The 13,068-nt window shown below is 35.3% G+C and carries 13 protein-coding genes; 4 read left to right on the forward strand and 9 right to left on the reverse strand.

Translation table 11 applies throughout. The features are described 5' to 3' along the window. The first annotated feature begins 56 nt into the window (after nucleotides 1-56). Nucleotides 57-764, forward strand: coding sequence for a hypothetical protein (locus H0Z29_06745; GenBank protein MBO8131198.1), 708 nt, complete (start codon nucleotides 57-59; stop codon nucleotides 762-764). 81 nt (nucleotides 765-845) lie between these two features. On the opposite strand, the gene H0Z29_06750 is transcribed toward H0Z29_06745, so the two are convergent. From H0Z29_06750 to trpD, 9 genes are all read right to left on the reverse strand, one after another. Beyond that, nucleotides 846-1,742, reverse strand: a complete 897-nt coding sequence (locus H0Z29_06750) for a DUF4384 domain-containing protein (GenBank protein MBO8131199.1) — start codon at nucleotides 1,740-1,742, stop codon at nucleotides 846-848. 644 nt (nucleotides 1,743-2,386) lie between these two features. After that, complete coding sequence (locus H0Z29_06755) at nucleotides 2,387-2,962, reverse strand: aminodeoxychorismate/anthranilate synthase component II (protein MBO8131200.1); 576 nt, start codon at nucleotides 2,960-2,962, stop codon at nucleotides 2,387-2,389. 17 nt (nucleotides 2,963-2,979) lie between these two features. After that, complete coding sequence (locus tag H0Z29_06760) at nucleotides 2,980-4,374, reverse strand: anthranilate synthase component I family protein (protein ID MBO8131201.1); 1,395 nt, start codon at nucleotides 4,372-4,374, stop codon at nucleotides 2,980-2,982. A gap of 7 nt (nucleotides 4,375-4,381) precedes the next feature. Then, a complete protein-coding gene (locus H0Z29_06765; protein ID MBO8131202.1) occupies nucleotides 4,382-5,293 on the reverse strand; it encodes a hypothetical protein in 912 nt (303 codons plus the stop codon). Next, a complete protein-coding gene (locus H0Z29_06770; protein ID MBO8131203.1) occupies nucleotides 5,293-6,054 on the reverse strand; it encodes a tryptophan synthase subunit alpha in 762 nt (253 codons plus the stop codon). Before H0Z29_06770 ends, H0Z29_06765 begins: the two co-directional genes overlap by 1 nt. Further along, nucleotides 6,051-7,235: a tryptophan synthase subunit beta gene (gene trpB / locus H0Z29_06775; protein ID MBO8131204.1), complete on the reverse strand. Its 1,185-nt coding sequence runs from the start codon at nucleotides 7,233-7,235 to the stop codon at nucleotides 6,051-6,053. Before trpB ends, H0Z29_06770 begins: the two co-directional genes overlap by 4 nt. Continuing rightward, on the reverse strand, nucleotides 7,228-7,839 hold the full coding sequence (locus tag H0Z29_06780; protein ID MBO8131205.1) for a phosphoribosylanthranilate isomerase: 612 nt from the start codon (nucleotides 7,837-7,839) through the stop codon (nucleotides 7,228-7,230). Before H0Z29_06780 ends, trpB begins: the two co-directional genes overlap by 8 nt. A gap of 3 nt (nucleotides 7,840-7,842) precedes the next feature. Further along, a complete protein-coding gene (gene trpC / locus H0Z29_06785; GenBank protein ID MBO8131206.1) occupies nucleotides 7,843-8,616 on the reverse strand; it encodes an indole-3-glycerol phosphate synthase TrpC in 774 nt (257 codons plus the stop codon). Beyond that, nucleotides 8,613-9,635, reverse strand: coding sequence for an anthranilate phosphoribosyltransferase (trpD, locus tag H0Z29_06790; GenBank protein MBO8131207.1), 1,023 nt, complete (start codon nucleotides 9,633-9,635; stop codon nucleotides 8,613-8,615). Before trpD ends, trpC begins: the two co-directional genes overlap by 4 nt. 412 nt (nucleotides 9,636-10,047) lie before the next feature. Between trpD and H0Z29_06795 the strand changes: the two genes are divergently transcribed. Genes H0Z29_06795 through H0Z29_06805 form a run of 3 tightly spaced genes read left to right on the forward strand, consistent with a single transcriptional unit; the run spans nucleotide 10,048 to nucleotide 12,976 of the window. Further along, complete coding sequence (locus H0Z29_06795) at nucleotides 10,048-11,205, forward strand: citrate synthase/methylcitrate synthase (GenBank protein MBO8131208.1); 1,158 nt, start codon at nucleotides 10,048-10,050, stop codon at nucleotides 11,203-11,205. Next, the gene (locus tag H0Z29_06800; GenBank protein ID MBO8131209.1) at nucleotides 11,205-12,455 is read left to right on the forward strand and encodes a 3-isopropylmalate dehydratase large subunit; all 1,251 of its coding nucleotides are present in this window, start codon (nucleotides 11,205-11,207) and stop codon (nucleotides 12,453-12,455) included. Before H0Z29_06795 ends, H0Z29_06800 begins: the two co-directional genes overlap by 1 nt. Nucleotides 12,456-12,475: 20 nt before the next feature. Next, nucleotides 12,476-12,976, forward strand: coding sequence for a 3-isopropylmalate dehydratase small subunit (locus tag H0Z29_06805; protein ID MBO8131210.1), 501 nt, complete (start codon nucleotides 12,476-12,478; stop codon nucleotides 12,974-12,976). Nucleotides 12,977-13,068: the final 92 nt, after the last annotated feature.

The raw sequence follows: 13,068 nt of genomic DNA on the forward strand, positions 1-13,068 counted from the left end.
CGGAGCAACTGTATGACTTTCCTTTTAGTTCCCATCTAACTGTTAAAAAAGGTTTCTTGTTTGCTGCAGAAAAAACAGTGCAAGGCCAATGTGATGACCCTGAACTGGAAGCAGCTGTTAGGAAAAGTATAACATTCGACGGAAGTCCCATACTCGTGATTATCCAGATACATGACCCTACGATAAGGTCTAACGTCATTTTGACAGTCAGCGACTCTTCCTACTACTTACTATACCGGAAGGCATTTTCGGGCAACATTACTATAAAAACAACGAGGGAACACAGGGAAATACCTAAAAGTGATAACGATTTCAGAGTTATAGACGATGGGATTTTTAAAATAAATCCCGATAATTTTTCTGATGAAGATATAGAAAACATCTTTCGGTACCTAGTGTTTAAACGGAAGACACTAGTCCTATCTCAAGAAGCAGGCAGAAAGGTCACAGGGAAAACTTCATGTTATATAGCCACATTAGCATACGGCAACATACTTAACAAAAATGTTGAGGAGTTTCGCCTGTTCCGTGATGTATTTTTAGCAAGATCTAAAGTAGGGAGGATTTTTATACCAAAGTACTACCGGTACTCTCCCATCCTCATAGACAAAGTCAAGTATAATGCTTGTATCAAAAGTACAATTAAAGCTATTCTAGACTGTGCCCTGCATTTTATAAGGTTCTTAAACAAAAAGAAGCAGTTACAGCTAAAAAGACGTTTTAACAAGGAAAATGCAAAAAGAAAACATGTGCACATTCCATAGTAAGCGGCTAGAATGCGAAAGGAATTAAAGAATCCCCAGTTAAGGCACGTTACTCTGGCTGTGTAAGTGAGCGTTCGAGTTCTATTTGTAGATATGAATCTGGACGGCTTTTTCTACTCGCTGGGATAGAGGTACCTCAGCGAGCCACTTCTGGAACTGAACGAAACTCTCATCACCTGCAGAAAAGGTAACAGTTCCCTCTTTTACTCTCACAAACTTATCAATGCCTGCTATGGGGTTTATGCAGAAGACAGCGAGGATTGTTTCCACTGTCATTTCTGATTCCGGGTGGCATCTTACCCTGTATTTTATGCCACGTTCTTTTTCCTTTTTTGAAGGGATTTCAAAAATTGTGTTTGACTTTATAAAATTGTTCTGACAGAGAGCATTCGGGAAAATGAGCACAACGGAATTATCAGGAAGGAAGTTGAAGAGATAAATATAACCGTCAGCGGATGATTTCACCGTGATTTGGAGTTCGTCCCCATCTTTCAGGAAATTTTTGTTGAGGCCTACCTCCAGCGACAGAGCAGGATTTCTTTCTCCTGACGGCTCTGCGACGTTGGCTTTAAGTTTTACCCGATAGTGGTAAATATTTTTCTCAAGTTTTTCAACTTTCGAGTACAGAATTTTTTCATCAACTATGTGACCAGTGGTGGATAGAATGGAAAATATGCTGTAAGCGGTCTGTTCTTCCACATCATTACCTTTCTCGAAGATGCGGTCATTCAGTGCAGAGGCTATCAACACCTCTGCAGGTATGGCTTTTTTAACAGCTCCTTGCCTGGCGGCGTTGAGCGTTTTTTCTCTTGCAGTTGATATTGGGACATCAGTTGTGAAGGCGAGGGTTGTATCTATATAAATCCATTTGCTCTTCTTACTCTCCTGTCCCAAAGAGCTTTTCGGGATGGTGATGAGCAAAATGATAGACAGTAAAGCAACAACGCTGATAGTTAAATTGTTTTTACATTTGCTCATGTTCTCCTCTGTCTACTTACCTGTTAATATATTTCAATCCTGAGAAAATGACAATTGATTATTAGAAGATCACTGTTTGATTCAAGAAATGGTAGACACTTTGATTGCACATTTTACAATAATCTGATATGAAAAGATCAAGAACTACTATTCTTACTAGCTCCATTATTTAAGGCTAACTCCATCACTTCCCTATATAAATCGTAATTATTTTTATTCTATTAATTTTTCTTTTCTCCATCAATAACATTAGCCTTATAAAATATATACAATGTGAATAAGCTGTAAAAAAAGGAGTGAAACAGCCAGAAGAGAGGTATAGAAATATTTATTCAATATCTAGAACAGTAGGGGGTAACAAAGGGTTTGTTCAATCTCCAGAAAAAAGTCTGAGGGAATATCCATTTTTAATTACAATAAAATGGAAGAAAGGTCTTAAAGTCCCATTTTACCTTGAAAGCAAAGCTCAGTTAAACTCCTGACTTCTTAATATATCATTTTGATGTGATAATTAAAGCTGAAAAAATAGATATTTTTTTATTTTCGGCGTTGTTAATATTATCTCCCGAGGAATTTAGATCAAAAATTTTTACTTGGTCACGGAATGTGTAAATTGATAAAAAAGAAAAGAATAATAAATCTATTTAAAACATATTGATAAAATTAGTAATAATTATTTTCCCTACATCAGTGAGTATGCTCTCAGGGTGAAACTGTAAGCCTATTATTGGGTATTTCACGTGCGCAATTCCCATTATAACGCCATCTTCAGTCCACGCGATTAGTTTCAATTGATCTGGTAATGAGTTTTTATCTATAATTAATGAATGATATCTTGTGGCTATAAAAGGTGAATCAATGCTTTTAAATATGGAATGACCATTATGATAGATTTTTGATGTCTTTCCATGAAAAACACTACCTGATTTAACTATATTAGCACCAAATGCGTATCCTATAGCTTGATGTCCAAGACAAATTCCCAGAATTGGAATTTTATCTTTGAAGTATTTTATCAATTCAACAGATATTCCAGCATTTTCTGGTCTACCTGGACCTGGAGATATTATTATACAATTTGGTTTTAATTTTTCAATCTCGCTAATGTTTATTTTGTCATTTCTGCTAACAATAACATCATTGCCCATAGAAGCTACAAGCTGGAATAAGTTATATGTGAAGGAATCATAATTATCTATCAAAAAGATTTTTTTTGTCATTATCTCCCCGTAACCTTTTATTTTTCAATATCTATATTTGTTGCAGCAAAAAGTGCAGAAAGTTTATTGATTGTCTCCTGGTATTCAAACTCCGGATCGGAATCAGCTACGATACCGGCGCCAGCCTGAATAAAGCCTCTATTTTTGTTTATAAAAATTGTTCTGATTGCTATGCAGAAATCCATGTTACCGTTAAAATCGAAGTAGCCAACAGCCCCGGCGTAGACACTTCGTCTTAAATCTTCGAGTTCATCTATTATCTCCATTGCTCTGATCTTGGGTGCGCCCGTTACTGTGCCTGCTGGGAAACATGCTGAGAATAGTGAAAAAGCATCTTCATTATCCATCAACTCTCCCTCGACTGTTGATACAATATGCATGACTTTAGAATATCTACCAATTACCATTAATTCTGTTGGCTTAACCGTACCGGGCTTGCAGACTCTGCCAAGGTCGTTTCTTCCAAGGTCAACGAGCATAATGTGTTCTGCCCTCTCTTTTTCACTATTTATGAGTTCGATTTCAAGTTTTTTATCCTCATCTGGTGTCTTCCCTCTTGGACGAGTGCCAGCGATAGGCCTTGTAATAGCCACTCTGTTGATTAATTTAACAAGTGTTTCAGGAGAGGAACCAAGTATATAATAATCACCAAATTTTTGATAATACATATAAGGTGATGGATTGGTAATTCTCATTTTTTTGTATAGAAGGTATGGATCATTTTCTATTTTAAATTCAAATCTCTGAGACAAAACCACCTGGAAGATGTCTCCTTCAAAAATATAATCCTTGGCTTTTTTAACTATGTCTAGGAAGTAATTCCTTTCCATACAGTTTGTCATGTAATTTATTATTGGTTTATCGTCTAGTCTAATGTTATTTTTTGTTGATAGAAGTTCCCTTATTTCTGAAATTCTGTATTTATCAAGGGTGTCATAGTACTGGATTAAATATAAATTTTTCTCAAAATGGTCGACTACAAAAATTTCCGAAGGAAATATGAAGAATAAATCGGGAAAACCTGTATTGTCTGGATTTTTGTCAGGTATTTCTTCGAAAAATCTGATAAAATCATACGATATGAATCCAACTACTCCTCCTGAGAATACTGGAAATGTATGATGGTGTCTCCCAGATGCGACAAGCTCCTTTATAATTTTATAGGGGTTATCTTTTATTTTAAGGATTTCATTATTTTCAATAGTTATATTCTTACCTTTACTGCAAGCGGTCAGGAATGGTCTGCCGCCTAAGATTGAGAATCGACCTGTTTCTACATTTTTATCAAGGGATTCGTATAAAAAGGAGTATTTCTCGCTTATATAAAGTCGTTCATAAATCTCTGTCGGGTTCATAAAAAGATTTAGCTTGTTAATTGATAAATTTTTTCTAGGCAGATGTATCTTGTTCATTCCAGTACTAATAAATTTGGTTTATAGAATTTTGTTTTAACTCCTTATAATCGACAATAATTCCGTTTAATTCCAGATTTCTAGCTATTTTTAAATAATGGTCAATTTCCTTTTTTGTTTCAAAATTTTCTATATCCATAAGTACAGGCAGATATGTCTTTTCTTTCATATATAATATCGCTTCAATATCAGGAATTACTCTATTATGAACTGTCAGTGTACCACTTTCACACAAGATTACATTTAAATTTCCTTCATAAATTATATATTCAACAGACAGCAGGTATTCTTCGATGGATGCTGCAGGTGCCTTTTTGACTATTACTGGTTTTCTCGTTTTTCCTAATGCCCTGAGCAGTGAAAAATTTTGCATCTGGTTTTGTTCAATTACATAGGCATCAACATACTTTGAAGCAACTACAATCGAATCTGGTGAGTTTATTGAAAATATAATGGCAACATCCTGTAGGGTGTCGATAAATTTTTTTAAAAATTCAATATCGGATGGTAAGATATATTTGTTTTTTAGGTAGATTATTTTTATTCCTTTCGATATGAATTTATTTATTGATACCTTAATTTCATTTAAATTTACATTTTCGATATTGAAGGAAATAATTGGCGTAAAAGTTAAGGCTGAAATTTCTGTATTTTTGAGTTTTATAGAATACCCTTCTGGTTTGATCTCTCTGTGTATTAGTTTATATGATTTTGTAAAGTCGTAAACCTTGCTGATAGAATCGAAGGAAATTAGTTCTACCATATCTATTTTTTTAGAATCGGGGATATGAATTACAAGAAGTTCTTCCTCTCCGCCCCTTAGTATTCTTATCTCACTGGGATTTATATTAAATTTATTAAGAAAACTCTCCTTATCAAATTTTTTACTCTTTTCAAGAAGAGCTACTATCACTGCCATTACAATGCTTCCTGGTATTGTTTTATTAAATCTTCAATATTTTCATTGTTTCTAATAGCCTCAATTATTTTTGAACCGATGATTACCCCATCGGCATATTTTTTTAATTGTGTAATATGTTCCTTTTTTGAAATGCCAAATCCAACAGCCACTGGTTTATCTACTAATTTTTTTAATTTTTGTAGAAACGAAAAAACCTCCGAGTTCAACTGGTCTCTTGCACCTGTGACACCTGTTAGTGATACACAGTAAATAAAACCGGTAGAATTTTCATTGATCAGCTTTATCCTTAGCAGGTCAGTTACAGGAGTAACCAGGTTTATAAAATTTATACCTTTTGTGTCATAATTTTTCTTAATCTGGTTAATTTCTTCTACAGGTAAGTCAGGTATGATAATACCATCGAATCCTGCTTCTTTCATATCTGTAAATATTCTATTAAGGCCGTAGGCTATTACAGGATTGTAGTATGTCATCATAACCAGGGGCATTTGAAGGTTGATTTTGCATACTTCATCGAACATTCTTGTGATTGAAGCACCATTCCTAAGAGCCATTTCTGATGCATACTGTATGGTTTTTCCATCAGCAACAGGATCGGAAAATGGAATTCCAACTTCTACAATATCTACATTTAGTTCACTGAACTTTTTTATAAGGTCAACACTTTCAGCAATAGAGGGGTAGCCGAAGGTTAGATACAGAATTAGAGCGATTCTGTTATCTTTTTCAAGCTGATTGAATTTGTCTTCTATTTTCATCTTCCATCTCCCAGAATAATGCCCAGGTCTTTATCACCTCTACCAGATAGGTTAACGACAATTATTTTGTCTCTTTCAGCTATCTTCGACAGTTTTTCTGCATATGCAAGAGCGTGTGATGGTTCCAAGGCTGGTATAATTCCTTCATACATTGTAAGATTTTTAAATGCCTGCACTGCTTCTTCATCGTATGCAACGGTGTATTCGACTCTGCCCGTATCCCTCAGGTAAGAATGCTCAGGTCCCACACCCGGATAATCAAGCCCTGCAGAAATTGAGAATGTTTCCTCAATTTGTCCATCATTGTTTTGTAAAACATAGCTGAAACTTCCATGCAAAGCTCCTGGTTTACCATAATTTAATGATGCTGCATTTTTATTTTTATTCATTATACTCCCACCTGCCTCAACCCCAATGAGTTTTACTGATGTATTCTCAATAAAGTGGTAGAATATACCAATTGCATTGCTTCCTCCACCAACACACGCTACGATATAATCAGGTAGACATCCCTCTAGTTCTAATATTTGTTGCTTTGTTTCTTTGCCAATTACAGATTGGAATGTCCTTACTATTACCGGATATGGATGTGGACCAACTACAGAGCCAAGGAGATAATAGGTATCTCTAACATTTGTAACCCAATACCTTATTGCCTCATTGATTGCATCTTTTAATGTACCTGTACCTTTATCTATTGGAACTACCTTAGCCCCAAGAAGCTCCATTCTCTGGACATTGATCCTCTGCCTTAATGTATCCTTAAGCCCCATGAATACAATACATTCCATTCCAAATAATGCACAGGCAGTTGCTGTTGCAACACCATGCTGTCCTGCACCTGTTTCGGCGATTATCTTCTTCTTCCCCATTTTTTTTGCGAGGAGTATCTGTCCGATCGTATTATTTATCTTGTGTGCTCCTGTGTGTAAAAGATCTTCCCTCTTAAGGTATATTTTGGCATTACCAACATTTTTTGAATATCTTTCTGCGTAATAAAGAGGAGTTGGTCTGCCAGCATAATGTTTCAAATAGTAATCTAATTCCTCCCAGAAGAATTCATCATCGCAAATGTCTTTGAATGCTTCCTCGAGTTCTTTTAAAGCGGGTATAAGTGTTTCGGGTACATACTGACCTCCGAACTTTCCGAAATACCCCCTTTCATCAGGAAGTTTATTCATACCTATATCCTTTCACATTTTGTATAAAATTCTTTACCAGCTTTTCATCCTTTTTCCCGGGTTTAGATTCAACTCCGGATGAAACATCGACCGCATAGGGTTTATATATTTTCAGTAATTCAACGACGTTTTCTGGATTTAATCCACCAGCAATTATATAGTCTCCTTCAATATTTTTTAACATTTCCCATTTAAATTTTATCCCACTGCCAGTGCCAGGATCAAGAAGTATCATGCTGGCTGAATTATATTTTTTTGCAAATTCCTTTATATCATCCGGGCTAGTTTCATTAGTAATTTTTAATCTCTTTATGTAGCGTTTATTGAATGACTCACACAGTTCCGGTGTTTCTTCTCCATGAAATTGAAGAATATCTACGGGCACTTTCTTCAATAATTTTTCTATGAAGTTATAAGAATTATCCATGAGTACAGCAACTGTGATGACAAATGGTGGTATAGAGCTTATAATTTCTCTGGCAGTATCGATGGAAACTTTTCTTTTTGATTCAGCAAAAATTAACCCAATGGCATCAGCTCCATATTTTGCAGCTATTAAGGCATCTCCAGTGTTTGTAATACCACAGATTTTCACCCTTATCATGGGTCAGTACTCCAGTAGGTTTTTTAAAAATTCTTGTTTATTTGTTGATTTCATTAAAGATGTGCCAATAAGTATTGCATCAAACCCAGCCTCAGTCAGTAGTTTAACATGGACTTTTGACTTTATCCCACTCTCGCTGATTTTTATTATATCATCTGGAATTAGCTCTATCAGCCTTAGTGAATTCTCTAAATCCACTTTAAAAGTTTTAAGGTTTCTATTGTTTATACCAACAATGTACGCTCCACAGTCCAGAGCAATTTCAAGTTCTGATCTATCATGTACCTCCACTACCGGATCAATCGAAAGGTTTCTTGAAATTTTTATATAATTTTTCAACTGTTTTTTTGATAGAATTGATGTGATCAAAAGCATCGCATCTGCTCCTGCATAGCATGATTCATAAATTTGATATTCGTCGATTATAAAATCTTTCCTTAAGACAGGTACACCAGAAATATTATCTTTTATCTGTTTTAAATGTTTAATAGAACCTCCAAAATACTTTTCATCAGTAAGTACCGAAATGCAGCTTGCTCCCCCTTTCACATAGTCTTTAGCAATTTTAACTGGGTCAAAATCTTCTGCTATTATCCCAAATGAAGGAGATTTCCTTTTTACTTCTGCTATAATTTTAATTTTATCCCTTTCCCTTAATTTTTTATAGAATCTCCCTTTACTATAATTATCTGCTCTGATAGGCTTTAATGGGTTTTCGCGCTTTAAATGTTCCACTTCATGCCTTTTTTTCTGTACTATTTCATCAAGTATGTTCAAGCCTCACCTCTTGTAAAACGAATTAGTTCATTTAGTTTTTCCATTGCCCTGCCTGAATCAATAGATTCTTCTGCCATGGTGATTCCATCCTCTATTGATCCTGCTTTGCCTGCCACGTAGAAACCTGCAGCGGCGTTAAGGACAATGGCATCTCTGTATGGACCCATTTCACCTTTTAATAACCTCAATGTGATCTCCGCATTTTCCTTTGCATCACCACCTTTTATGGATTCAATAGGATGTCTGGAAATACCAAAATCTTCTGGAGTGATTTCATAGCTTTTTACTTCATTGTCTCTAAGTTCATAAATGATGGTGCTATTGGAGATGGATATTTCATCTACGCCATCTTTGCCGTAAACAACAAGGCAATGCTTGTGTCCCATCTTTTTAAACACTTCGATGACTTTTTGTATAAGATCTTCCGAGAAAACCCCCATCAATTGTCTTTTGACATTTACAGGATTTGCCAGTGGTCCAATAACATTGAAAAGCGTTTTGAATTTTAGCTCTCTTCTTGGATTCATTACATTTTTCATTGCGGTGTGAAAAACAGGTGCAAACAGGAAACCGATTCCAATCTCTGTAATTGCCTGAACAGCTTTCATTGGGGGTATACTTATATCGACACCGAGTTCAGCCAGTAGGTCTGCACTACCACATTTACTTGTAATTGACCTGTTGCCGTGTTTAGCTACCCTCACACCTCCACCGGCGAGAACGATAGAAGCTACTGTGCTGATATTAAAGGTGCCTTTTTTATCGCCACCGGTACCACATGTATCTATCAAATCATAACAATCCAGATGAAATTCACTCACTTTATCCTTGAGAGATTTTGCAAATCCATATAATATCTCCGGAGTTTCTCCCTTTAATTTAATTGCAGTTAGTATGGCACCAATCTGCGCTTCCGTCATCTCTCCATTCATCATTTTATTCGCTAACAAATATGCTTCTTCCTCATCAATCGGTGACGGGTCCTCTACAAATCTTATCAATAATTGTTCAACTTCCATTTTTTAACCCTCCTATTTAAAAACAAAAAAGCCGTGGTAGTTATCCACTATCCACGGCTCCCAAAAAGGAAATTGATAGAGCCTACGGATAGTGGACAAATCCTCTCTGCCACCACCACCATTTTAATAGATAACCAAATTCTATTTTTAATTTAAACTTGCTACTCACACTCATGGCAATCAATAATATATAATAATTTAATTAAGTGCAATAAATAATTAATCATTTTATATAATTAAATTTATAGTTATAGTGTTGAAATTAAAGTTAAATTTTATTATAGAATAAAGTGAATTAAATTAAGAATGCTAATGTTTTCCTTGTATTGAAGGCGTTATTTTATTACCATCGTGTCGGACTTTTATTTTGTGCTGTTTTCTGAAGAGTAAAAATTAAAATTATTAGGTCAAAATGAAAGATAAATTAAAGAATAAAGATAGTGTACGTTTAAATAATAGTTACTTAGCTAAAGGCTTAGAGGGAGTTGTAGTAAAAGAGACTACTATATCTATGGTTGATGGTGTTAACGGGGTTTTAATATATCGTGGCTATGATGTCAAGGAGCTGGCAGAATATTCAAATTTTGAAGAAGTAGCTTTTCTTATTTATAATGGATACCTGCCTACATTTAAAGAGTTAACTATTTTTCAGAAAAAACTCAGAGAGTATAAATACCTTGATAAAAAATATATTGATTTTCTTCAAATTATTTCGGAAGCCCATGACTATATGGATATTCTAAAAATTGCAGTTGCATACATAGGTGCTTTGGAAAATGAAAAAGATGATATTTTTAATATATCCTGTAGACTTGTATCAATAATGCCAATGATTTTATCCTATTCTTATAGAATAAAAAATAAATTACCAATTATTGAGCCGTCTGATAAGTTGACTCATATAGAAAACTTTTATTATATGTTTCATGGCAAGTTGCCTGAAGATGATATAAAGAAAGCTCTTGATATATCAATGATTTTACATGCAGAGCAGGGTATAAATGCTTCGACATTTTCTGCTTTAGTAATTTCTTCCAGCATGACTGATATTTATTCTGCTATCTCTGGAGCAATTGGTTGCCTCAAAGGATATCTTCATGGTGGTGCAAACAGAAAAGTATTGGATATGCTTGATGAGGTTGGCTCAGTGGAAAATGTTTCAGAATATGTTGAAAATTGCATAAAAAATAAAAAAAGGGTAATGGGATTTGGACACAGAATATATAAGACCTATGATCCACGTTCTATAGTCTTAAAAAAAATTGCTACTAATTTATCTAAGAAATATAGTTCCAAGTACCTTGATATTGCGATTAAAATGGAAGAGGAGGTTGTGAAACGACTGGGTCCTAAAAAGATTTTCCCAAATGTTGATTTTTATTCTGGCATAGTATATGATATGCTCGGATTCCCCAGTGAGGTTTTTACTCCGCTGTTTGCTGTGGCAAGGATTGTAGGATGGACAGCTCATATTATGGAATACAGAAAAGATAACAGAATATTTAGGCCCGTTGCCAAGTACACAGGACCTGAGAATCTGAAATATGTTCCAATTGAGGAGAGAGGATAATGGGAAAGAATGTAGTTGAAAAAATTATTTCCAGAAATATTGGTAAGGATGTAAATCCTGGAGAGATAGTCCTTGTAAAATCCGATATTGCCTTTGTGCAGGATGGTACAGGACCACTTATGATCAACGAGTTTCACAATATGGGTTTTAGAGAAATAAAAGCGCCAAAGACTTTTCTTTTTTGTGATCATGCATTTCCAAGCCCGAGAATGGAGTTATCAAATACTCAAAAGAAGATGTTTGAGTTTGCAAATAAATATAATTCAAAAATTTTTTACGCATGCGAAGGTATAAGCCACCAGATTGTTTTTGAAGAATATGCTATTCCAGGAAATATAATTATTGGTGCAGATTCCCATACTTGTAGTTTGGGTTGTCTTGGATGTCTTGCTACGGGAATGGGCTCAACGGATGCTGCGATAGCCTTTGGACTTGGGAAAGTCTGGTTAAAAGTGCCTGAAACGATTAAAGTTATTCTTAATGGCAAGTTACAAAAGGGAGTAACTGCTAAAGATGTTATCCTTTCTTTAATAGGAAAAATAGGGGCGGATGGTGCAATATATAAAACTTTGGAATTTTTAGGTAGCTTCGTAAGAAGTAGTACAATGGATGATAGGTTCACATTGTGCAATATGGCAGTAGAATGTGGAGCAAAAACCGGGATCGTGCCGCCGGATGATATAACTTTAGAATTTTTAAAAGAAAGGGGAAGAGAAGTAGATATAGGCTGGCTTACACCTGATGAGGATGCTGACTATTGTGAAGTTGTCGAAGTGGATGTTTCAGAGATTGAGCCTGTTGTCGCATATCCTCATCGTGTTGATAATATTAAAAAGGTAAAGGAATTTGAGAATGTAAAGGTTGACCAGGTCTTCATTGGTACCTGCACAAATGGCAGGCTAAGTGATCTGAGAATTGCCGCTGATGTTATTAAAAAGGGGAAAAAGGCTCCTTGGGTAAAATTTATTGTTGTTCCAGCTTCTAAATCAATTTACAAGCAATCTGTGAAAGAAGGGTTGATTGACGTGTTTATTGATTTTGGTGGAATTGTTTTACCACCAGGATGTGGTCCCTGCGTGGGGACACATGAGGGAGTATTAGCGGATGGGGAGGTAGCCTTATCAACTCAAAATAGAAACTTTAGGGGTCGAATGGGTAATCCGAATTCAGAAATATATCTATCATCACCGTTAACGGCTGCTGCAAGCGCTATAACAGGGTATATAACCGACCCGAGGGAGTTTATATAAATTCTTTAGGAGATTATAACATGAAGATAAGGGGTAGAGTTTGGAAATTTGGTGATTCCATATCAACTGATGACATTACTCCAGGTAGATTTTTTCACTTGCGTTCAAATTTATCCGAATTGTCAAAGCATACATTAGAGGATGTTCGAGAAGAGTTTGCTAAGAACGTAAAACAGGGCGATATTGTAGTCGGTGGCATGAATTTTGGCCTCGGCTCATCTCGAGAGCATGCCGCCCGTGTATTCAAAGTACTCGGAGTATCCTGTATTATTGCCAAATGTTTTTCGAGGATTTTCTTCAGGAATTGTATAAACATTGGTTTGCCCGTCATTGAGTTGAAAGAAGCTGATGAAGTAACGGATGGTAATATACTTGATGTTGATCTTGAGAATGGGATCTTGAAAAATGAAACAACAGGCAAAGTTTATAACTTTCCAAAACTACCATCGTTTGTTTTAAAAATTATTAATACCGGCGGCATTGAGGAAATGATAAAAGGGTATGGGGATATAGAGGTATAATTAATTAAATATTTGATTGCAGGTGGTGAATAAAATTTCTATTTCACTATCGAACAAATCCTCATTCTCTCAAAACTACTTAAATCATTCTA

This window comes from Candidatus Neomarinimicrobiota bacterium, assembly GCA_017656425.1.
Lineage (GTDB): Bacteria > Fidelibacterota > UBA2242 > UBA2242 > B5-G15 > JACDNV01.